20 protein-coding genes are annotated in these 21,695 nt (G+C 72.1%); 10 read left to right on the top strand and 10 right to left on the bottom strand.

Annotated elements, in window-relative coordinates; all coding sequences use genetic code 11:
* Positions 1-67 precede the first annotated feature (67 nt).
* The 3 genes from ACIPV1_RS12530 to ACIPV1_RS12520 all read right to left on the bottom strand — a co-directional run bounded on the left by ACIPV1_RS12530 (position 68) and on the right by ACIPV1_RS12520 (position 5,026).
* Complete coding sequence (locus ACIPV1_RS12530) at positions 68-2,575, bottom strand: DHA2 family efflux MFS transporter permease subunit (RefSeq protein WP_402726678.1); 2,508 nt, start codon at positions 2,573-2,575, stop codon at positions 68-70.
* A gap of 146 nt (positions 2,576-2,721) precedes the next feature.
* Positions 2,722-3,966: a glycosyl hydrolase gene (locus tag ACIPV1_RS12525; RefSeq protein ID WP_402726518.1), complete on the bottom strand. Its 1,245-nt coding sequence runs from the start codon at positions 3,964-3,966 to the stop codon at positions 2,722-2,724.
* Positions 3,967-3,979: 13 nt separating this feature from the next.
* Entirely contained in the window at positions 3,980-5,026 is a 1,047-nt protein-coding gene (locus ACIPV1_RS12520) for a LacI family DNA-binding transcriptional regulator (protein ID WP_111085521.1), read from the bottom strand.
* Positions 5,027-5,147: 121 nt separating this feature from the next.
* Between ACIPV1_RS12520 and ACIPV1_RS12515 the strand changes: the two genes are divergently transcribed.
* The 5 genes from ACIPV1_RS12515 to ACIPV1_RS12495 are packed head-to-tail and all read left to right on the top strand — an operon-like array spanning position 5,148 to position 11,889.
* On the top strand, positions 5,148-6,437 hold the full coding sequence (locus tag ACIPV1_RS12515; protein ID WP_402726517.1) for an ABC transporter substrate-binding protein: 1,290 nt from the start codon (positions 5,148-5,150) through the stop codon (positions 6,435-6,437).
* A gap of 30 nt (positions 6,438-6,467) precedes the next feature.
* Positions 6,468-7,406 carry a carbohydrate ABC transporter permease gene (locus ACIPV1_RS12510; protein WP_402726516.1) on the top strand — a complete coding sequence of 313 codons (939 nt, stop codon included), beginning with the start codon at positions 6,468-6,470 and terminating at the stop codon, positions 7,404-7,406.
* A 33-nt stretch (positions 7,407-7,439) separates the two neighbouring features.
* The gene (locus ACIPV1_RS12505; protein WP_123293697.1) at positions 7,440-8,294 is read left to right on the top strand and encodes a carbohydrate ABC transporter permease; all 855 of its coding nucleotides are present in this window, start codon (positions 7,440-7,442) and stop codon (positions 8,292-8,294) included.
* Entirely contained in the window at positions 8,291-10,618 is a 2,328-nt protein-coding gene (locus tag ACIPV1_RS12500) for a glycoside hydrolase family 3 protein (protein WP_402726515.1), read from the top strand. The genes ACIPV1_RS12505 and ACIPV1_RS12500 overlap by 4 nt, the downstream gene beginning before the upstream one ends.
* Positions 10,606-11,889 carry a glycoside hydrolase family 125 protein gene (locus ACIPV1_RS12495; protein ID WP_402726514.1) on the top strand — a complete coding sequence of 428 codons (1,284 nt, stop codon included), beginning with the start codon at positions 10,606-10,608 and terminating at the stop codon, positions 11,887-11,889. Before ACIPV1_RS12500 ends, ACIPV1_RS12495 begins: the two co-directional genes overlap by 13 nt.
* 39 nt (positions 11,890-11,928) lie before the next feature.
* Here the strand turns inward: ACIPV1_RS12495 and pgm are convergent, their stop codons facing one another.
* From pgm to ACIPV1_RS12460, 7 genes are all read right to left on the bottom strand, one after another.
* Positions 11,929-13,548, bottom strand: coding sequence for a phosphoglucomutase (alpha-D-glucose-1,6-bisphosphate-dependent) (pgm, locus tag ACIPV1_RS12490; protein WP_123293700.1), 1,620 nt, complete (start codon positions 13,546-13,548; stop codon positions 11,929-11,931).
* Positions 13,549-13,652: 104 nt separating this feature from the next.
* Complete coding sequence (locus ACIPV1_RS12485; RefSeq protein ID WP_402726513.1) at positions 13,653-13,898, bottom strand: hypothetical protein; 246 nt, start codon at positions 13,896-13,898, stop codon at positions 13,653-13,655.
* 59 nt (positions 13,899-13,957) lie between these two features.
* Positions 13,958-14,620, bottom strand: coding sequence for a class I SAM-dependent methyltransferase (locus ACIPV1_RS12480; protein ID WP_123293702.1), 663 nt, complete (start codon positions 14,618-14,620; stop codon positions 13,958-13,960).
* Positions 14,617-15,249 carry a DUF2064 domain-containing protein gene (locus tag ACIPV1_RS12475; protein ID WP_402726512.1) on the bottom strand — a complete coding sequence of 211 codons (633 nt, stop codon included), beginning with the start codon at positions 15,247-15,249 and terminating at the stop codon, positions 14,617-14,619. Before ACIPV1_RS12475 ends, ACIPV1_RS12480 begins: the two co-directional genes overlap by 4 nt.
* Positions 15,246-16,031, bottom strand: coding sequence for a glycosyltransferase family 2 protein (locus ACIPV1_RS12470; protein ID WP_323742915.1), 786 nt, complete (start codon positions 16,029-16,031; stop codon positions 15,246-15,248). The genes ACIPV1_RS12475 and ACIPV1_RS12470 overlap by 4 nt, the downstream gene beginning before the upstream one ends.
* 314 nt (positions 16,032-16,345) lie before the next feature.
* Positions 16,346-17,416: an NAD-dependent epimerase/dehydratase family protein gene (locus tag ACIPV1_RS12465; RefSeq protein ID WP_402726511.1), complete on the bottom strand. Its 1,071-nt coding sequence runs from the start codon at positions 17,414-17,416 to the stop codon at positions 16,346-16,348.
* A complete protein-coding gene (locus ACIPV1_RS12460; protein ID WP_248704707.1) occupies positions 17,413-18,357 on the bottom strand; it encodes an MTAP family purine nucleoside phosphorylase in 945 nt (314 codons plus the stop codon). The genes ACIPV1_RS12465 and ACIPV1_RS12460 overlap by 4 nt, the downstream gene beginning before the upstream one ends.
* Before the next feature lie 105 nt (positions 18,358-18,462).
* On the opposite strand from ACIPV1_RS12460, the gene glp reads away from it, so the two are divergent.
* From glp to ACIPV1_RS12435, 5 genes are all read left to right on the top strand, one after another.
* Entirely contained in the window at positions 18,463-19,689 is a 1,227-nt protein-coding gene (gene glp / locus ACIPV1_RS12455) for a gephyrin-like molybdotransferase Glp (protein WP_402726510.1), read from the top strand.
* Positions 19,686-20,201, top strand: coding sequence for a cyclic pyranopterin monophosphate synthase MoaC (gene moaC / locus ACIPV1_RS12450; protein WP_131921220.1), 516 nt, complete (start codon positions 19,686-19,688; stop codon positions 20,199-20,201). The genes glp and moaC overlap by 4 nt, the downstream gene beginning before the upstream one ends.
* Positions 20,198-20,710 carry a molybdopterin-binding protein gene (locus tag ACIPV1_RS12445; RefSeq protein ID WP_123937576.1) on the top strand — a complete coding sequence of 171 codons (513 nt, stop codon included), beginning with the start codon at positions 20,198-20,200 and terminating at the stop codon, positions 20,708-20,710. Before moaC ends, ACIPV1_RS12445 begins: the two co-directional genes overlap by 4 nt.
* Positions 20,707-21,162 (top strand): molybdenum cofactor biosynthesis protein MoaE, encoded by a 456-nt coding sequence (locus tag ACIPV1_RS12440; RefSeq protein ID WP_402726509.1) that lies wholly within the window; start codon positions 20,707-20,709, stop codon positions 21,160-21,162. Before ACIPV1_RS12445 ends, ACIPV1_RS12440 begins: the two co-directional genes overlap by 4 nt.
* A gap of 83 nt (positions 21,163-21,245) precedes the next feature.
* The gene (locus ACIPV1_RS12435) at positions 21,246-21,644 is read left to right on the top strand and encodes a PLDc N-terminal domain-containing protein (RefSeq protein WP_131846979.1); all 399 of its coding nucleotides are present in this window, start codon (positions 21,246-21,248) and stop codon (positions 21,642-21,644) included.
* Positions 21,645-21,695: the final 51 nt, after the last annotated feature.

Genomic DNA, 21,695 nt, shown 5'->3' with positions numbered 1-21,695 from the left:
ACGAGGTCGACGTCGTGCGACGTCGACCTCGTCGTTCCGAGTCGGCAGGGCCGACCTGCGCGCGCGCCTACTCGGCCGAGTGTCGCCCGTGCGGGTGCGCCGCGTCGTCCGCGTCGTCCAGCCGGGAGGCACGGCTCGCCTCCGCAGCGTCGGCCCCGGTCGCAGGGGCGCCGGCGTCCACCACCGGGGCAGCATGGGCAGCCCGGGTCCGGATGGCACCGGTCGTCGTCGGGGGTTCGTCCACGGGCGCAGCCGCCGAGTGGGCGCCGTGCGTCGTGGCGTCGGGCAGCGGCGCGCGAGTGCCGTCCGTGGTGACGTCGTTCGGTAGCACGTCGTTCGGCAGCACCGACACGTCCGAGGATCCCGCTGCGCGTGCTGACCGGGGCTGGGCGGGCACGTCGGGCGAGGTCGGCACCGAGTCCGACGACGCGACCGCGGCTGAACCCGATCTGTCGCCGGCAGCCGAACCGGCACCGGCACCGGCTGCCGCAGCGTCGGCGTCAGCGGTCCGTGCGGCGTCCGCCTGCTCCTGCAGCGCCGAGGTCTTGCGCAGCGGCGGCACCCGGAAGAACCACGTCAGCACGAACGCGAGCAGGATCACCGCGAGGCCGACGTAGTACACGCGGACGGCCGAGTCGCTGAAACCGACCAGGAACGGACGGGTGAGTCGCTTGTCCGCGCCGTTCAGGAACGAGGTGTCGCTCGTCGCTGCGGAGCCGGACGAGCTCGCGTTCGAGTCGCCGCTCTTCAGCTGCTTGATGAGCGTCGGGGCGACCTCGTCGACGACGTTCTCGCGCTGTGCCTTGTCCGAGTAGTCGACCTGCAGCGTGCCGTCGACGACGGTCGCGTTCGCCTTGGCCGCAGCCGTCTCGAGGGCCTGCTGCTCGGCGGCCGGCTTGGCGTCGTCGACCTGCTGGGCGATGACGGTGTCGGCTGCGGCGGCGGGGAGCTTGCCGGCCGCGACCTGCTGCTGCACGGCGGCGGTGACCTGCTTCGTGACGGCGGCGTCGGCGGCTTCCTTCGCCTGCACGGCGCCGTCGTTCAGGCCGTCCTGCACGTTCTTCTGCACGGGATCGACGATCTTCGTCCAGATCTGGTCCATCACGCCCTTGTTCTCGGACGCGTTCGCGACCGAGGGCGTGAGCGCGGCGTTGAGGGCGCTCTTCAGGTCGGTCTCGTTCTGCATCGCCGCGGTGATGTTCGTCGGCATCAGGGTGAACAGGACGGACAGCAGCACGGCGGTGCCCATGGTGCCGCCGATCTGCCGGAAGAACGTCGCGGCGCTGGTGGCGACGCCGATGTCCCGCGGGGACACCGAGTTCTGCGCCGCGAGGGTCAGCGTCTGCATGAGCTGCCCGAGCCCGAGGCCGATGCCGAACATGCCGAGCATCAGGAACCAGAGGGGGCGGTCGGCGGTCAGGAACGTCAGGACCGTGAAGCCGATGGCCGTGAACGCCGTGCCCGTGATCGGGAAGACCTGGTAGTTGCCGGTCCGCGAGATGATCTGGCCCGAGGCGATCGACGAGATCATCAGACCGAGCACCATCGGGAGCATCGCGAACCCGGACTCGGTCGGGGTGACGCCCTTCACGATCTGCAGGTACAGCGGGATGGTCAGCATTGCGCCGAACATCCCGAAGCCGACGAGCACGGACAGGATCGCGGACATCGAGAACACCCGCGAGCCGAACAGCTTCATCGGCAGGATCGCGTCGCTGCCCATCGCCCGTTCGACGATGATGAACGCGATCAGGCCGGCCGCGCCGATGCCGTAGCAGGCGAAGGCGCCGGGCGAGCTCCAGCCCCACTCGCGGCCCTGTTCGGCGATGAGCAGCAACGGCACGAGGGTGACGATGACGAGCGTCGCACCCCACCAGTCGATCCGGGGCTTGCCGCGGTCGCCGAACTTCGGCAGGTGCAGGAACGTCAGCACCATGAACAGCGCGATGACGCCGATCGGCACGTTGATCAGGAACACCCAGCGCCAGCCGGAGATGAACAGCAGCTCGCTCGCGCCGGCGAAGACGCCGCCGACGAGCGGACCGATCACCGACGAGATGCCGAAGACCGCCAGGAAGTAGCCCTGGTACTTCGCCCGCTCGCGGGGGGCGAGCATGTCGCCCATGATCGCCAGCGGCAGGGACATCAGGCCACCGGCACCGAGACCCTGCAGCGCACGGAACCCGGCGAGCATGAGCATCGAGGTCGAGAACGACGCGGCGAACGACCCGACGATGAAGATGCCGATCGCCGTGATGAACAGCGGCCGCCGACCGAAGATGTCGGAGAGCTTGCCGTAGATCGGCGTCGTCACGGTCGAGGCGATCAGGTACCCGGTGGTGACCCAGGCCTGCTGGTCGAGGCCGTGCAGGTCGTCACCGATCGTGCGGATCGCGGTGCCGACGATCGTCTGGTCGAGGGCTCCGAGGAACATCCCGGCCATCAGGCCGTAGATCACCAACAGGATCTGTCGGTGGTTCATCACGACGTTGGACGCCGTGGTGGGGGCCGCGGGTGCGGTCGCCGTCTGGGTCATGAGCAGGGTCTCCCGGTACCGATGCGCTGGCGAAACGATTTTTGCGCTGCCTGCAAAGTTACATCTGCCGCAAGTGCTCGGTTGCTCAGGAGCGGCTTCCTGTGTGGATCGGCAGTCACGGTACGCCCGGATCGCGGGCTCGGTGACGATCCCGGTCCACGGCCAGGAGGCCCGGCTCGGCCCCGTCAGACCGCTGCGGTCTCCACGACCCGGGTCACACCCCGTGCCGCCAGCGCCGCGGGGTCGGCTGCGGTCCGACTCGTCACGACGGTCACGGCCTCGCCGGCCGCGCGCAGGCGGTGCCAGCGCTCGAAGACCGGGCCGCCCGGTGCCAGGTCCGCCCGACGGATCGGCAGGTCGGCCTCGTCGACGTCGACCACGACGGCACTCGTGCGCGGGGTCGGGATCGGAGCGGAGCGTCGTGCGTCGGCGACGACCTCGGCGTAGCGCCGGCCGAGCGGCTTCACGCGGTTGTCGACGTCGAGCAGACCGAGCGAGTACTCCAGGTCCTTGAAGTCGCCCAGGTCGCGGGAGACGTCGTGGGAGCACCACCACGTGACCGCCTGCAGGCGTTCGGTCGTGAGGGCCGCCGCGACCGTGCGCTCGAGGAACTCGGGCATCTCGGACTCGGCGAGGTGCCGGTCGGGTGCCCCGACCTCCTGCAGCCAGACGGGCCGCTCGAGGTCGGTGGCGAAGGCGCGAGCGAGCTCGATCATCCACTCGGCGTGCCGGACGGACTCGTCGGAGAGTGCGCCGTACCGACCGGCCACCCCGTTGAAGATCCAGGAGTGCACGGTCGTGACGTCGCCGAGCCGGCTGGCGTGTGCCGGCACGAACGGGTGGCCGTCGCGGTACCAGAGGTGGTCGTTCTCGGAGTGCGTGACGACGTGCCGCGGGTCCTTGTCACGGGGTGCGCCGAGCAGGGACTCGAGCCAGTGCGTCACCTGCGCGGTGTCGGCGGGCATCGCGGCGGGGTTCGGTGGCTGGAACTGGTTGAGCTCGTTGCCGAGGGTCAGCCCCGTGAAGTTCGGGCGGTCGCGCACCGCGTCGTAGACGGCGGCGACGAGGGCGGCCTGCGCGTCGATCGCCGGCTGGTCGGTGAACATGTTGCCGTCGTGCCAGTTCACGAGCCACGCGGGCACGAAGTCGAAGCCGGACATGTGCCCCTGGACGACGTCGACGCTGGCGTCCAGCCCGAACTCGGCGGCGATGTCGACCACCAGGGCCACGTCGTCGAGGGCCCGTCGGCGGATGAGCGTGCGGTTCGGCTGCAGGGTCGGCCAGAGCGGGAACAGCCGGACGTGGTCGAGGCCGAGGGTGGCGATCGCCTCGAGGTCGCGGCGGATCGCGGATTCCTCCACCGACTGCCACTGGAACATCCAGTCGGTCGAGGGCACGTAGTTCACGCCGAAGCGCGTGGCGGTGGTCATCGGTCTCCTTCGATCAGGGAACGGTGGCGGCGGCTGGGGCGGGACCGGTCGAGCCGCGGACGTGCAGGGCGCGGCCGCCGACCTCGGCATCGGTGACCTCGTCACCCCGGACGAGTCGTTCGACCAGGGCGACGGCGGTGCGGGCGGACTCCTCGACGGGGGCGTCGAGGGCGGTCAGCGACGGCCGCACGATCGACGAGACCCACGAGTCCTCCCACGCGACGACGGACAGGTCCTCGGGCACGCGGACGCCGAGCTCGGGGGCGTGCGCGATCACCTCGGCCGCGATCGCCTCGCCGTCCAGGACGATCGCCGTGGCGCGGTCGAGCCGGGCGAGCAGGTCGGCGACCGGGTCCTCGGCGTCGGCTCGCCACCCGAGCACGAGCGCGTCCACACCCCGGCGCGCGGCTGCGGCGGTGAAGCGGGCGTCGCGGGCGCCGGTGTGCGCGAGCGCCGGGCCGTCCCCGACGCGGGCGATCCGGCGGTGCCCGAGCGAACCGAGGTGGTCGAGCAAGGACTCGGTCGCATCGGCGTCGCCCACCGTGACCGCCGGGACGGTGCTGCCGGCGATCGGTGCGCCGAGCATGACGGCCGGGGCCGCCAGGTGCTGCAGCATCGGGATGCGGGGATCGTCGGTGCGGACGTCGACGAGCAGGAACCCGTCGACCCGCTGCTCGGTCCACCACTGTCGGTAGACGGCGGCTTCGTCGTCGGCCTGCACGAGGGTGACGGACAGCGACCAGCCGATCGCGGCGAGGGGTTCGGTCAGCCCGGCGATCAGCCGCATCGTGAACGGGTCGCGCTGGAAGGTGTCACGCGAGCGGGCGAGGACCAGCCCCAGGCTGTGACCCGCGTTGCCGGAGAGCTTGCGGCTCGCCAGGTTCGGTCGCCAGTTCAGGTCATCGGCGGCCTTGCGGATGCGGGCCGCGGTGGCGGCGGACACGTTCGGCCGACCGTTGAACACGTGCGAGACCGCCGAGGTCGAGACGCCGGCGCGCTTGGCGACCTGCGCGATGGTCACGCGGCGTCGGTCGACGGCTCCGGCGGTGGTGTCGCTCATGCCGTCGAGCGTAGAGGGTTGACCACGTCGTGTAAAGCGGTATACGTTGCTCGTCACCTGAAGTACACCGCTGTACCAAATGCATCGCGATCGCTCCACCATCCACTGCCAGGGAGGCACCGTGACGGACGGCATCAGTAGGCGCACCCTCATCGGGGCCGGGCTCGGCGCCGGCATCCTCGCGCCGATCCTGGCCGGGTGCAGTGCGCTCACCCCGGCCTCGAGCGGCCCCGGCACGCTGAGCGTGCACACGCAACTCAGCGGGGCGGTCGCGGGTGCGCAGACGTTCACCGACGTCGTCGCCGCCTACCGCCGCCGCACGGACCGCAAGGTCGCCCTGCTGTCGAACGGGTCCGACCTGCCGATCGTCTTCGAGACGAGTTCCCTCGCCGGCAAGGAAGCCGACGTCGCGATCGTGAACATGGTCGGGCGGACGTTGTCCTGGACGGGTGAGGACGCCACGATCGACGTCTCCCGGTACCTCGACGAGTGGGACCTGCGCGACAAGATCATCCCCGAGGCGCTCGAGGAGTGGACCGACGACCAGGGCCGGCTCCGGGCGTTCCCGTTCACCCGGACGAACTGGCCGGTGTCGTTCAACACGGTGCTGCTCGAACAGGCCGGTGTCAGCGAGATCCCGACCACCTCGGACGCGCTCATCGCCGCAGCCGACCGCCTGCGCTCCGCCGGCATCGGGCCGGTCACCGTCGGCGGGTCGGACTGGAGCGGGCAGAAGCTCCTCATGCAGGTGATCCAGGGGTTCGTATCCCAGGACGAAGCGGCGAAGGTCTTCTCCACGGGCAGGATCTCGGAGAGCGCCGGTGCGGTCCGCGGCGTCGAGCACTTCGTCGAGCTCCGCGACGCCGGGGTCTTCGTGGACTCGGTGCAGGGGTTCACCTCGGACTCCGAACTGACGCAGTTCACCACGCGCAAGGCCGCGATCGTCCCCGCGATGTCCTCCGCTCTGGCGCTGGTGTCGAAGGAACGGGCGAAGGAGGTCACCGTGGGCGGCTGGCCGGTTCCCTCACAGCACGCGGCCATCGCGCACCCGAGCGTCATCAAGAGCTACAACGGGCACGGCATCTGGATCAGCGAGAACGGCCGGGCGAAGCTCGACCTCATCAAGCCCTTCGTGCAGTACCTGTACTCGTCGGCGGTGACGACCGAGTTCGTCCTCGACTCCGGCCGCGACATGAGCCGGATCACCGACACCGTCAGCCGCGACTTCCCGCTCGTCGCCCAGGCGTCGAAGCTCACCGACGACCAGGTCACCCCGGTGATGCTGCCCGACCTGCTCGTTCCCGACTCGGCGTACGAGCCGATGATCCGCGCGACCAGCTTGGCGTACGGCTCGGGCACCTCGGCCGACCGCATCATCGACCTCTTCGAGCGCGCCTACACGGCCGCCTGACCCACCCGACCCTGCGAGAAGGAGCTCCCCATGGCAGTGCTCGTCGAGGAACCACCCGTCCGGTCGGCGTCGACCCCGCCCGGGCCCGCCCGCCGCGGATCCCGTGCGGTCGGCACTACCCGCGGCAGCTTCCCGACCTTCGCGATCCCGGCGTTGGTCTGGTACGGCCTGTTCATGATCGGGCCGGTCGTCGCGATGATCGTGATCGCCTTCCTGAGCTGGCCCGGCATGCTCGTCTCGCCGACGTTCGCGGGGCTCGACAACTTCCGGGTGCTGTTCTCCGACGAGACGTTCTGGGCAGCGGTGCGGAACAGCACGGTGCAGATCGTCGTGGGGCTGCCGATCATGATCGTGCTGGCGTTCCTGCTCGCCTTCCACGTCGTGCAGAAGCCGCGCGGGCACAAGGTGCTCCGCTACCTGCTCTTCATCCCGGCGCTCATCTCGGCACCGGCCACGGCGATGATGTTCTACGCGATGCTCAACCCCGACGGCCTGGTCAACGGGGTGCTCGGGACGCTCGGCATCGGCGGCAAGGCCTGGCTGGCCGACCCCGCGACCGCCCTCGGCGCGCTCATCGTCGTCGACCTGTGGGCCGGCATCGGGTACTCGGCGGTGCTCATCGCGAGCCGGCTCGACGGCGTCGACACCGAGGTCGTGCAGGCCGCCCGCATGGACGGCGCCGGATCGTGGCGGCTGGCGTGGGGCGTGTACTGGCCGATCGCCCGCGACTTCATCGGGGTGGTGGCGATGCTGCAGTTCCTCTCGATGCTCTTCAGCTCGGCGCAGAACGTGCTCCTGCTGACCCAGGGCGGCCCTGGCACCGCGACCACGACGCTGTCGTACCTCGTGTACCAGAAGGCGTTCGTCGACACCGATCTCGGCTACAGCCAGGCCGTCGGCGTCGTCCTGTTCGTGCTCGGACTCGCCGGGATGTTCGTCATCCGCCGGGTCCTGCGCAAGACCCACTGACCGCCCCTGACCGACAGACCCCGGGAGACCACCATGGCGAAACCCACCGCCGGCATCCGGCTGCGTGACCGGATCGGCTCCATCACGAGCGGCACCGTGGCGTGGATCTACGCTGCCCTGCTGATCCTGCCCTTCTACTACTTCGTGGTGTCGTCGTTCAAGGACAACGACGGCATCTTCGAGTCCCCGTTGGCGCTGCCCGCGTCGTGGGACCTGTCGAACTTCACCGAGGCGATCCGCCAGGCCTCGCTCGGACCGGCCATCGCGAACTCGGCGATCACGACGGTGGCGGCCCTGGTGCTGACCCTCGTCCTCGCACTGCCGGCGTCGTTCGCCCTCGCCCGGGCCACCGGCCGCGCCGGACGGATCGTCGAGGGACTCTTCTCGCTCGGGTTCCTCATCCCGTCGTTCGCGGCGCTGTTCCCGACGTTCCTGCTCGCCGCCGGGATGGGGCTGTTCCACACCCGGACGTTCCTCGTGCTCCTGCTGCCGGCGACCGCGATGCCCCTGGCCGTCGTGATCCTGACGCAGTTCATGCGGACGATCCCGCGCGAGCTGGAGGAGGCCGCGTCGATGGACGGCGCCTCGGCGTGGCAGGTGATGCGCCAGGTGTACCTGCCGATCTGCATCCCGGGCATCGCCACGGTGCTGCTGCTGAACTTCCTGTCGTTCTGGAACGAGTACCTGTACGCGCTGGTGCTCATCGGTCCGGACACCGCGCAGCGGACGATCCAGGTGGCGCTCCCGACGCTGAAGGTCGATGCCGGCACCGACTACGGGATGCTCATGGCCGGCACGCTGTTCACGCTGCTGCCGGTGTACCTCGTGTACTCGATCCTGCAGCGCCAGATGCAACGCGCCCTGGTCTCCGGAGCGATCAAGGGATGACCGAGCACCCGACCGAGCACCAGACCGCGACCAGCCTCGACGTCCGCGCCCGCATCGGCCAGCTCAACCAGCGCCTGAAGGGCTGGGAGGCCGTCCGCTGGGTCGACGGCCGCCCGCGGATCACCGACGTCCTGCGCGCCGAGGTCGACCGGTGGGGCGGGATCGGCGCGGTCTACGGTGTGCTCCGCGCCGACCCCTGGTCCGGCGTGCACTGGGGCAACGGCATCCCACCCGAACGCTCCGCCGAGGCCTACGCCGCCGTGCAGGACCACGTCGTCGCGCACAGTGACGGCGGCGTCCCGACGCTCTTCGTGGAAGAGGTCCCGCACGGGCTGCAGGCCCTCGGCGGCACGACAGTGCCGGTGAACCTCGCCCTCGGCGCCGCGATGGACGAGCAGCTCGTCGAGGACCTCGCGGCCGCGGTCGCCGCCGAGGTCCGCGCCCGCGGTACCCACGTCGCCCTCGTCTCCGGGCTCGACGTCCTGCGCGATCCCCGGTGGGGTCGGAGCGAGGAGTGCTGGTCCGAGGACGCCGCGCTCGCCGCGATCATGGTCGCCGCCACCGTCCGGGGCATGCAGGGCGGCGGTCCGGGCCCGATCGACGACCGACACGTCGCGGTCGTCGCGAAGCACCTGGCCGGGCAGGGCGCCGGCATCGGTGGGCGGAACGGTTCCGGCGCCCCGATCGGCCGCCGTGAGCTCGCCGAGGTGCACCTGCCGCCAGCGCTCGCCGCGGCACGCGAACACGTCGCCGGGTTCATGGCGGCGTACAACGACGTCGACGGGGTGCCGTGCTGCGGCAACCGCGACCTGCTCACCACCACGATCCGCGACACGTGGGGCTGGGACGGGCTCGTGATGGCCGACGGCACCGCCATCGACCGGCTGCGCGACGTCACCCCCGACCCGGCCTCGGCGGCTGCGCTCGCGCTCCGTGCCGGGGTCGACCTGAGCCTGTGGGACGAGTCCTACACGCACCTCGACGGGGCACTGGACCGGGGCCTGATCAGCACCGACGACCTCGACCAGGCGGTCGACCGCGTGCTCGCTCTGAAGCGCCGCGTCGGCCTGCTCACGACGCCGACACCAGCACCACCGAGGACACCCGCACCACCAACGACACCAGCACCAGCAGCGACGCGCGCCGAGCCACCGGAACGCGCGACCATCGCGCTCGCCGAGCGTGCCGCCCGCCGCGCAGTGGTCGCCCTGGGCGGAGCACTGCCCGCGATCGCACCCGACGCCGTCGTCGCCGTGGTCGGCCCGAACGCCGACGACGTCGACGCCCTGCTCGGCGACTACTCACCTCCGCGGCCGCCCGACGACCCCGGTGCGTCCACCGTCCGCTCCGCCCTGGAGGCCCGGCTCGGCCCCGCCCGGATCCGCACCGCCCGGGGCAGCGGGCTCCGACAGCCCCTGCCGGGCCCCGACGGGCTCCTCGCGGTCCGCACGGCGCTCCTCGGCGCCGACGTGGCGGTGGTCGTGCTCGGCGGCTCGAGCCGGCGCGCCTACGACGACGGCTTCGAGGACAACGGCGCCGTCAGCGGTCCGGCACCGGACACCACGAACGGCGAGGGGGTCGACCTGGCCTCGATCGCCGTGCCCGAGGCGCAGCTCGACGTGCTCCGCGCCGCCCGCGAGAGCGGTCTGCCGGTCGTCGCGGTCGTCGTCGACGGTCGCCCGCGGGTCCTGACCGAGGTGCTCGCGCTGGCCGACGGCGTGCTGGTCGTGCCGTTCCCGGGGCCTTCCGGCGGTCGTGCCGTCGCGGACGTGCTGTTCGGCGCCCCGGCCGAGGGGCGGCTCCCCGCGACCTGGCCCGGCGCCGACGGCGTCCTGCCGGTGGCGCACGACGAGCGGCTCGAGACGGCACGCGGCTACGTCGACGTGACCAGCCGCTCGACCGTGACCGGTGCACCCGGGCCGGGCGACGGGGTGGACGTCCGCCTGGCGGAGGGGAGCGACGCGGTGACTGCTGTGCGCCTCCTGGCCGGGGGGACGGTGACCGTCCCGGTGACGGTGCGCAACAGGTCGGACGCGCCCCGTCGGGTGTCGGCGCCCCTGTGGGGGCGGCGGCGGGAGACCGGTGTCCGACCGCGGCGACGGCGACTGCTCGCCCTGGTGACGGTCGACGTGCCCGCTGGCGGGACCGTCGACACCGCGTACACGCTCGGACTCGATGCGCTCGGCACGTGGGACGCTGGTCTCCGGCTCGGTGCACGGCCGCTCGAACTCGACTGCTGGACGGACGACGTGCTCGATCCACCCGGGTCGACGCGGACCGTCCGCGTCACCGACGGACAGGAGTCAGTGCGATGGGTGTCGTGACGCAGACGCAGCTCGAGGAGATCACGCCGACGCTGGTGGCGGCCGCCGACCGGGTCCGGGCCGCGGTCGGCACCGAGGTCGGCGACCGCGTGGAGCGCGCGCTCGTCCGCACGCTGCGGGACACGATCTCGCTCGACGACGACGGCGCCTTCGTGATCACGGGGGACATCCCGGCGATGTGGCTCCGCGACTCGACGACGCAGATGACGCCGTACCTGCGGTTCGTGGCGGACGACCCAGCGCTCGCGGACCTGCTCTGGGCGGTCGTGCGGCGGCAGTTCCGGCTGATCGAGCACGACCCCTACGCCAACTCGTTCAACCGCGAACCGAACGGCGCGCACTACGACCCCGACGACCTGAACGCCGACCCGCTGGTGTGGGAGCAGAAGTACGAGGTCGACAGCCTGGCCTACCCGGTGACCTTCGCACACGCGCTGTGGCGGGCGACCGGGTCGACCGCGGTGCTGGACGAACGGGCGCACCGGGTGTTCCGGACGATCGTGGCGCAGTGGCGGGCCGAACAGGACCACGACGCCTCGGCCTACCGGTTCGTACGCGACGGAGCGATCCCGACCGAGACCCTCGCGCGCGACGGCCGCGGCTCCCCGGTCGCGGTGACGGGTATGACGTGGTGCGGGTTCCGCCCGTCGGACGACGCCTGCACGTACGGCTACAACGTGCCGGCGAACCTGTTCGCCGCCGAGGCGCTGCTCGCCGTCGCCGCCATCGCCGGGGACGTCTGGTCCGACACCGGCCTGGCGGACGACGCCGACGTGCTGCGCGCGAGCATCCTGGACGGCGTCCGGCAGCACGGCGTCGTGCCCGGGCCGGACGGCGAGGACGTCTACGCCTACGAGGTCGACGGGCTGGGCGGCGTGCTGCGCATGGACGACGCGAACACCCCGTCGTTGCTGTCCCTGCCGCTCTCCGCGCCGTCGGTGCTCGACGACTCGGTGTGGGCGGCGACGCGGGACTTCGTGCTGTCACCGGCGAACCCGTACTGGTTCAGCGGCACCGCGGCGGCCGGCGTCGGCAGTCCGCACACGTTGCCGCAGCGGGTGTGGCCGATCGCCCTGGCGGTCGAGGGGCTGGTTTCCGGGTCGCCGGCGCGCCGTCGGGAGCTGCTCGACGTGCTCGTGGCGACCGACGGCGGGACCGGCGACATGCACGAGTCGTTCGACGTCGAGGACCCGGCGCAGTTCTCGCGCCCGTGGTTCTCGTGGGCCGACGCGATGTTCTGCGAACTGGCACTGGCGGCGGCCGAGGACTGATCCTCGACCGCCGCCAGTGCGGGTCCTGCGGGTGACCGACTAGGCGCCGAGTGCGGCGTCCACGATCTCCTTGGCCTCGCGCTGCACCTGCTCCAGGTGCTCCTGCCCGACGAAGCTCTCGGCGTAGATCTTGTAGACGTCCTCGGTGCCGGACGGCCGTGCGGCGAACCAGGCGTTGTCGGTGACGACCTTGACGCCGCCGACGGCCGCGTCGTTGCCGGGGGCCTTCGACAGCTTGGCGGTGATCGGGTCGCCCGCCAGGGTCTCGGCGGTGATGGCGTCGCCGTCGAGCTTCGACAGGCGGGCCTTCTGCTCCTTCGAGGCAGCGGCGTCGACGCGCTGGTAGACCGGGTCGCCGAAGCGCTCGGTCAGCTCGACGTACAGCTGCGAGGGGGTCTTGCCGGTGACGGCGACGATCTCGGACGCCAGGAGCGCCAGGATGATGCCGTCCTTGTCGGTGGTCCACGCCGTGCCGTCGGTGCGCAGGAACGACGCACCGGCGGACTCTTCGCCACCGAACGCGACAGAGCCGTCGATCAGGCCGGGCACGAACCACTTGAAGCCGACCGGGACCTCCCACAGACGGCGCCCGAGCGATTCTGCGACGCGGTCGATGATGCTCGACGACACCAGGGTCTTGCCGATGGCGGCGTCGTCGCGCCAGGCCGGACGGTGCGCGTAGAGGTACTCGATCGCGACGGCGAGGTAGTGGTTCGGGTTCATCAGGCCGCCGTCGGGCGTGACGATGCCGTGCCGGTCGGAGTCGGCGTCGTTGCCCGTGAGGACGTCGAACTCGTCCTTGTGCGCCAGGACCGAGGCCATGGCCGAGGGGCTCGACGGGTCCATCCGGATCTTGCCGTCCCAGTCGAGTGTCATGAACGACCAGGTCGGGTCGACGTCCGGGTTCACGACGGTCAGGTCGAGCCCGTAGTGGTCGCGGATGAGGTTCCAGTACGGCAGCGATGCGCCACCGAGCGGGTCGGCGCCGATCTTCACCCCGGCACGCTTGATCGCGGCGATGTCGATGATGTTCTCGAGGTCGGCGACGTAGGTGTGCAGGAAGTCGTAGCGGTCGGGGGTGGCGTGCTCGGTGCGCTGCACCTCGGCGTTGCCGCCCTCGATGATCGCGTTCGCCCGGTTGGCGATCCAGCTCGTGGCGTCGCTGTCGGCGGGGCCGCCGTGCGGGGGGTTGTACTTGAAGCCGCCGTCGCGGGGCGGGTTGTGGCTCGGCGTGATGACGATGCCGTCCGCCGTGTCGGGGTTGCCGGCGCGGTTGTAGCGGATGATCGCGTGGCTCAACGCGGGGGTCGGCACGTAGCCGTTGTCGCTGTCGGCCAGCACGTGCACGCCGTTCGCTGCCAGGACCTCGAGCGCGGTGCGCTCGGCGGGGCCGGACAGGGCGTGGGTGTCGCGCCCGATGAACAGCGGGCCGTCGGTGCCCTGCGACTGCCGGTACTCGACGATCGCCTGCGTGATCGCGGCGATGTGTGTGTCGTTGAAGGCGGAGTCGAGCGAGGAGCCGCGGTGGCCGGAGGTGCCGAACACGACCTGCTGCTCGGCGACGGAGACATCGGGCACACGGTCGTAGTAGGCGGCGACGAGCGCGTCGATGTCGACGAGGTCGTCTGCGGTCGCGGGGGTGCCGGCGCGGTCGTTCATGGGTCCATCCTGGCATCGCGCACCCGGACGCGTCCGGCCGGCGCACAGCCCGGGCCGCAGAGCGCGGCCGGAGCCGTATCCGCCGACCGGGGCGACGGCACGGCTCAGGCGGTGCGGAAGGAGCCGGTCGCCGTGCGGAACGAGCCGGTGGCCGTGCGGGTGGCGGCGGTCCAGGTGCCGGGACGCGACCGCTGCACGTCGGTGAAGCGCCCGAGGCGTCCGGTGATCGGCGCACCCGTGTAGGTACCGACCGAGTCGATGGAGCGGGTGCCCGTGAAGGACCCGCGCTCGTCACGGCCGCGGAGTCCGGACACGAAGGTGCCGCCGAGCGGGAAGGTGCTGTTCGTCATGCGCTCGACGGTACGGGACTGTCTTGCATGATGCAAAACAAGTGCACGAACGTGCGCGATCAGGCCATGAGCTCGCAGAAGCTCCGGCCCGCGACCGTCCAGCTCTGCCGCGCCACGAGGCCGGCGTCCGCCGCGTGCCGGTGCAGCGCGTCGAGTCCGACCTCGGCCCAGGGGAACCCGGCGCTCTCGTGACCGTCGGCGTCCACCACGCGGGCGGTGTACACCCGGTCGGCCAGCGGGTCGGGGTTCGTCTCCACGATGACCCGGCCACCGGCGCGGACGATCTCGCCGCAGCGCTCGAGCAGGGCGGCGGGGTCGCCACCGATGCCGATGTTGCCGTCGATGACCAGGGCGGTGTCCCAGTGCCCCTCGTCGGGGACCGCGTCGAACACCGACCCCTGGATCGCGGTGCCACCGGACCGCTGGGCGATCGCCACAGCCTCGGCGGAGACGTCCACGCCGAGTGCGGGGATGCCGCGGTTGCGCGCGGCGACGAGCATCCGCCCGGGGCCGCAGCCGATGTCGATCACGGGGCCGTCGGCGTCGTCGAGCAGCGAGCGATCGACCCGGTCGGCCGCGGCGCTCCACCGGCCGACGTCCATCGTCGTGACGACGTCGGGGCGGTCCGGGTCGGTCAGCCGGAGCCGTCCGTCCGAGCGCAGTGCCCGGGCGTACGGCTCGCCGCCGCCGGCGCCGAAGGAGACGGGTGCGTGCATGGTCATCGGAGACTCCCCACGGTCTCGGCACGGAGTGCCTGGGTGAAGCCGGAGTCCGGCGCGAGTTCGGCGACGCGTTCGGCGTCGGGCATCGTGTCGACGTCGAGCAGCTCGCCGAGGATCCCGACGTCGAGGCCGGCGTCGGTCAGGCGTGCGAGCTGGACGGCGCCGGTGTCGTCCTGGGACATCGGGACACCGCGGAGCAGGTCGCCGGTCGGGGCTTGCAGGTAGAGCGACCAGAAGCCGCCGTCCTCGGCGGGGCCGAACCACGCGTCGCGCTCGGGCTGGTCGAACACCGGGGCGAGTGCGTCGGTGGACACCTGCGGGGTGTCCATCCCGACGAGCAGCAACGGGCCGTCGATCGCGTCGAACAGGAACCCGAGGCGCTCGTCGAGCCCACCGCCGGGCTGGTGGAGGACGTCGAAGCCCTCGGCCGACTCCGGGACGACGTCGCCGTCGAAGAACAGCACGCGGCGCTCTGCGGGCAGGGCGCGGACGGTCGACAGGGTGTCGGCGAGGCTCGCGGACGCCACACGGGCGGCACCCTCGGGGGAGAGCGCCGGGGTCAGGCGGGTCTTCACCTTGCCGGGCAGGCACTCCTTCGCGACCACGGCCACGGTGATGCCGGCGGTCATGCGCGCGTCCCCTCGACCGAGGCGGTGACGGGTGCGGAGTCGGGCCGTGCCGCCGAACCGGTCGCGGCGGTGGAGCCGGCCACGTGGCGGACGGACGCCGGTGCGACGACCCGGACACGGGCCTCCCGGCGGTACGCGCGCAGCAGGCGGGTCATGTCGCGGACCGCGTTGATGGTGCCGCGGAGCGTCCCGGTCACCTTGCTGTCGCCGATGCGCTGCGCGTAGCCGATGTCGGACTCGTCGACGCGCCAGCCCGCCGCGTGGGCGGCCAGGACCATCTCGAGCGGGTAGCCGCTGCGGCGGTCCTGCAGGTCCAGGGCGACGAGGTCCTCGCGGCGCATGACGCGCATCGGGCCGAGGTCGCGCAGGCGGTAGCCGGTCGCGCGGTGCATGAGGACGGCGAGGACGCGGTTCGCGAACCGGGCGTGCGGCGCCCAGGCGCCCTTGCTCGTCGGGACACGTCGTCCGAGCGCCAGGTCGACGCGGCCGCTCGCGACGCGGTCGACCAGCGGCGGCAGTTCGGCGGGGTCCATCGAGGCGTCCGCGTCGCAGAAGGCGACGAAGTCGGCGGTGGCGGCCGCGACGCCCGCGGCGCAGGCGGAGCCGAAGCCCTTCACCGGTTCCGTGACGACGAGGGCGCCGTGGGCGCGGGCGACGTCTGCGGAGCCGTCGGTCGAGCCGTTGTCCACCACGATCGCGCGGTAGCCCTCCGGAAGGCGTGCGATCACCTTCGGCAGGGCATCGGCCTCGTCGAGGCACGGGAGGATGACGTCGACACTCATGTCCGTCATTCGGTGCCGGTCGTCAGATCGACGGGTGTGTCCTGTCATGCACTCGACGTAACACGACGACGCGCGTCGGGGTACAGGAAATCTGTACCCGATGGTCAGACAGCGCACTGTTTCGGCGCGGGGTCCCCAGAACGGGGGACAGGCGGACGGGAGGCCCGTGGCGGGCGTTCTGGTCCGGTCCGGTCCGGCGCGTGGTCGCGCTGGGCGCGGGGCGCGGGGCGCGGGGCGCGCGGTGCGCGCGCTTCGTGAGCAGAAATGGTCGGGTCTCGTCCGCCGACCCGACCATTCCTGCTCACGAAGTGGGGCTAGTGGACGGCGCTCCGGAGGGGAGCGGTCGCGAAGTCGCGCATGCCGGCCGCGAAGTCGACCTCGGCGCGCCAGCCGAGCTCGGCGGCGATGCGGTCCGAACTCGCCGTGACGTGCCGGACGTCGCCCAGGCGGTACTCGCCCGTGACGATCGGCTGCGGGCCGTCGGGGCCCGCGATCGCAGCGGCCATGTCGCCGATCGTGTGCACGACGCCGGACCCGACGTTGTACGCGCGGAACGAGTCGGCGGGCAGGTCGGCGGTCGCGGCGATCGAGGCGGCGTTCGCTCCGGCGACGTCGTCGACGTGCACGAAGTCACGACGCTGGGCGCCGTCCTCGAAGACGCGGGGGGCCTCGCCGCGGGCCAGCGCCGAGCGGAACAGTGAGGCGACACCGGCGTAGGGGGTGTTCGCGGGCATGCCGGGCCCGTAGACGTTGTGGTAGCGGAGCGCGATCGCCCGGCCGCCCGTCGCGCGCGCCCAGCTCGAGGCCAGGTGCTCCTGCGCGACCTTCGTCTGCGCGTACACGTTGCGGGGGTCGAGCGCGGCGGACTCGTCGATCAGTCCGGGCAGCAGGGGGTGACCGTCCGCGCCGATCGGGTCGAAGCGACCGGCGTCGAGGTCCTCGCGACGGCGGGCCGGCGGCCGGACGGACTCGCCGTCGGACGTCGTGTACGCGCCCTCGCCGTAGACGACCATCGAGCTCGCGACGACGAGTCGGCCGATGTCGTGCCGGTCCATGCCGGCGAGGACGTACGCGGTGCCGGCGTCGTTCGACGAGACGTAGTCGGGGGCGTCCTGGAAGTCGACGCCGAGGCCGACCTTGGCGGCCTGGTGGCAGACGACGTCGACGCCGTCGAGCGCGGCGTCGAGCGAGACCCGGTCGCGGACGTCGCCGTGCACGAACTCGATGCCCTGCTGCTGGTGCGCGCGCACGACCTCGCCGGCGTCGCCGTGGACGTCGTCGCGGAGGGAGTCGAGGACGCGGACCTCGTGGCCGTCGGCCAGCGCGCGGCGGACGATCGCGGAGCCGATGAAGCCGGCGCCGCCGGTGACGAGCAGGCGGGTCATGCGGTGGGTCCCGTGGTCGCGGCGGTGGGCTGGGTCTGCATGATGCTGGCGCTGGCGCTCGCCGGGACGAGTTCGCGCGGCGTGAAGTCGGCGGGGATCGCGCCGACGATCCCGCCGATGGCGCGGACGATCACCTCGTTCGCGCGGGCGAGACGCTCCATCACGAGGGCGTGGGTGACAGGGGCGCCGGCGTCGTCGGCTGCGTCGCCCGTGGCCGCTGTGCCCGCCGTGGCCGCTGCGTCCGCCGTGGCCGCGTGGGCGGCTGCGGCTGCGGCTTCGTCCTCGGTCGGGGCCAGGCCGGCGTCGGCGTCGGTGACGAACGACAGGTTGACCGTCGCGATGCCGAGCTCGGCGGCGAGCGGGACCTCCGGGGTCATCGTCATGTTGATGGTGTGGCCGCCGGCCTCGCGCAGCCAGACGGACTCGGCGCGCGTCGAGAAGCGGGGGCCCTGGATGACCACGCACGTGCCGGTCGGACGGAACGGCACATCGAGTGCTGCGATCGCGTCGACGGCCGCGCGGCGCAGCGTCGGGTCGAACGGGTCGGCGAACGACAGGTGCTGGACGTCCTCCTCGAAGAACGTGTCCGCGCGGCCGAAGGTGCGGTCGATGAGCTGGTCGGTCACGACGAAGGTGCCCGGGGCGTAGTCGGGGTGCAGACCACCGACGGCGCTCGAGGACACGATCGCCCGGACGCCCAGGGAGCGGAGCGCCCAGAGGTTCGCGCGGTGGTTGATGCGGTGCGGCGCGACGGAGTGCTCACGACCGTGCCGGGTGAGGAACGCGACCCGACGTCCGGACATCGTGCCGATGCTGATCGGGCTCGATGTCGGGCCGAACGGCGTCGGCACGTCCAGTTCCTCGGCGGTCCCCTCCTCGAACAGCTGGTAGAGGCCGGAGCCCCCGATGACACCGATCGTCACGGCTTCGTCGTTCTCCACAGGTCCTCCGAAAGGTCGTCGGCGCGGTCTGCGCGCTGGATACGCTACTGACGCCGGCCCCGGACGAACCGGGAGCGGCGACACCATCCCTGTTCGGAGGCACCTGTGCGAACGATCGGTCAGCACCGCGACGACCTGGCAGCGCTGCTCGCGCCGGTCCTGGCGGGCCTCGGGGGTGCGTCGTGGCGGATCGACGACCTGGCCGTCGACGGCCGTGCCGGTCACGGGCACCGCGTGCTCGCTGCACCCGTCGCCTCACCGGTCCCGTTGCCGCCCTTCGACAACAGTCAGATGGACGGCTTCGCGGTCCGGGTGGCCGATGCCGGGCAGGACGTCCGGGTCGTCGTGCCCATCCCCGCCGGGGTCGTGCCCGCACCGCTCTCCGCCGGCACAGCGGCACCGATCATGACCGGCGCGCGGATCCCCGACGGTGCCGATGCCGTCTTCCCGGTGGAGGCCACGTCGCCGGGGTCCTTCCCTGCTGCGCTCGACCTCGGGCACGTCCCGGTGCCCGCCGACCTCGTGCCGGGCACCTTCGTGCGAGCGACCGGCAGCGACCTGGCCCTCGGTGCGTCGATCGCTCCGACCGGTGCGCCGATCACCCCAGCCCTGCTCGGCGCGCTCGCGTCCGCCGGTGTGTCCACCGTGCAGGTCCGTCGACCCCTGCGGGTGCTCGTGGTCTCGACGGGGTCCGAGCTGCAGGGAGCCGACACCGACGCGGCGACGATCGGCGACGCGAACGGCATCGCGCTGCAGGCGGCGCTCGCCGAGGTCGGTGCTTCGTCCCGTACGGTCCGGGTCCCCGACGACGTCGACGCGTTCGTCACCGCGCTCGACGACGCCGTGGGGGACTGGGCCGACCTCGTGCTCACCACCGGGGGCATCAGTGCCGGTGCGTACGAGGTCGTGCGGCAGGCACTCGAACAACGCGGGCTCGCCGTCACCCCGGTCGCGATGCAGCCCGGCGGGCCGCAGGCGTTCGGCAGCGTGGAGCTCGCCGGTCGACCGGTGCCGGTGGTGTCGTTCCCCGGCAACCCGGTGTCGGCGCTCGTCTCGTTCGAGGTCTTCCTCCGTCCGCTGCTCGCACCCCTCGTCGGGCTGCCGGCCGACCGCCCCGTGCTGCACCTGCCCGCTGCTTCGGCTGCGCAGTCACCGGGTGGCAAGCACCAGGTTCGGCGTGGACGGGTGGCCGACGGGGTCGTCCACTTCGTGGGCGGACCGAGTTCCCACCTGCTCGCGCACTACGCCGCCGCCACGCACCTCGTCCACGTCCCGGTGGGGGTCGACGCCGTCGAACCCGGTGACGTCCTGACCGTCTGGAGTCTCCGATGACCGAACCCACCGCCACGTCCGATCAGGTCAATCCGTCCGACGCGGCCGAGCTGTCGCACGTGCGCGCCGACGGCTCCGCGCACATGGTCGACGTGTCCGCAAAGGACGTCACCGACCGCTCGGCGACCGCCACCGCCACGCTCGTCACCCGACCCGACGTCGTCGCTCACATCCTCGACGGCTCCCTGCCGAAGGGCGAGGTCATCGGCACCGCCCGCATCGCCGCGATCATGGCCGTGAAGAAGACCTCCGACCTCATCCCGCTCTGCCACCCGCTCCCCATCGCCGGGGTGCAGGTCGACATCACCGGTGCCGACGACCGCGTGCTGATCGAGGTCTCGGTCCGCACGACCTCGCGCACCGGCGTCGAGATGGAAGCGCTGACCGGCGCGAGCGTCGCCGCGCTGACCGTGTACGACATGGTGAAGGCCGTCGACCGGGCGGCCTCGATCACGGACGTCCGAGTGCTCGAGAAGCACGGCGGTCGGTCCGGAGACTGGAGCAACCGATGACCTCGCAGCCGACCAGGGGCCGTGCCGCCGTCGTGGTGGTGTCCACGCAGGCCGCCGCCGATCCGGCACTCGACCGCACCGGGCCCGTCATCGCGGGGTGGCTGCGCGAGCGGGACTTCACCGTCGCCGAGCCCGTGATCGTCCCCGACGGCGGGGCGATCACCGAGACCGTGACCGCCGAACTGCTGGCCGGGGCCCGGATCGTCATCACGACCGGGGGCACCGGCGTCACCCCGACCGACCGGACGCCCGAGGCCGTCGCGCCCCTCATCGACCTGGAGCTGCCGGGTGTCCTCGAAGAGGTCCGTCGTCGCGGGCTCGCGGGGGCCGGTCCGACCGCACTGCTGAGCCGCGGCATCGCCGGCATCAGCACCGGCGGATCCCTGATCGTCACGCTGCCCGGGTCGCGCGGCGGGGTGGCGGACGGACTGGCCGTGCTCGACGGATTGGTCGAGCACGTGCTCGCGCAGGTGCACGGCGAGGGCCACGCGCCGCGGAGCGCGTCATGACCGCGTCGCCGGCGCCGGCGCCGTCCCCGGACGCGCGCGTCGTCCTCGCCGACGTCGTCGACCGGGGGATCACCGTCGACGAGGTCTCCGCCGTCGTCGCCACCGACCAGGACGGCGCCGTCGTCACCTTCGCTGGCGTCGTCCGCGACCACGACGGTGGCAAGGGTGTCACCGCGCTCGACTACGAGCGGCACCCCAGCGCTGGCGACGTCATCGCCGAGGTCGCCCGCACCGTCGCCGACGCCCACCCCGACGTCCGGATCGCCGTGCTGCACCGCGTCGGGTCGCTCGGCATCGGGGACGTCGCGCTCGCCGCAGCGGTGGCGTCGTCGCACCGGGCGCAGGCGTTCGCAGCGTGCGGGGAGCTGGTCGACCTGGTGAAGGAGCGGGTGCCGATCTGGAAGCACCAGCGGTTCACTGACGGCACGGACGAGTGGGTCGCCGCCCTATAGGACGCCGACCCTGTGCACCTTCGCAACCGCGACGCTCGTTCGGGGAATGGTGAGACTCCAAGCGGATCCATAGAATCGCGAACATGAGCGTTCTGCTGCCCGGGATCACCGTCATCCTGCTGGTCTTCGCCCTGATCGACATCCTGACGAAGAACGACGACCAGATCCGCGGACTCCCGAAGATCGCGTGGGTGATCCTCGTGATCCTGGTCCCCGTCGTCGGCAGCATCGTCTGGTTCGCCATCGGCCACGACTGGGCCCCGGGTGAGCGGAACCACGGCCGCTACATCGAGCCCGCCCGTCACGAGGACCGGTACGCCACCCTCGGCGATGCCCGCAACGCCCACGGCGCCAAGCGCATCAGCGGCACGGAGCAGGAGCTCGCCGAACTCGAGCGCGAGATCGAGTACTGGGAGGCGCAGGCTCGCCTGAAGCGCGCCAAGGAAGCCGCCGGCGAGGGCGACGCCGCTCCCGCGAGCTGACGTACCTGACTGCCGGAGCCGCGCCGGCCCCGGGGAGCTGACCCGGGCCTC

This window comes from Curtobacterium sp. NPDC089991 (genome assembly GCF_044748425.1).
In the GTDB taxonomy this organism is placed as follows: domain Bacteria; phylum Actinomycetota; class Actinomycetes; order Actinomycetales; family Microbacteriaceae; genus Curtobacterium.
The sequence above is the reverse complement of the archived record's forward strand: the minus strand, read 5'-3'. Positions and strand labels throughout refer to the sequence as shown.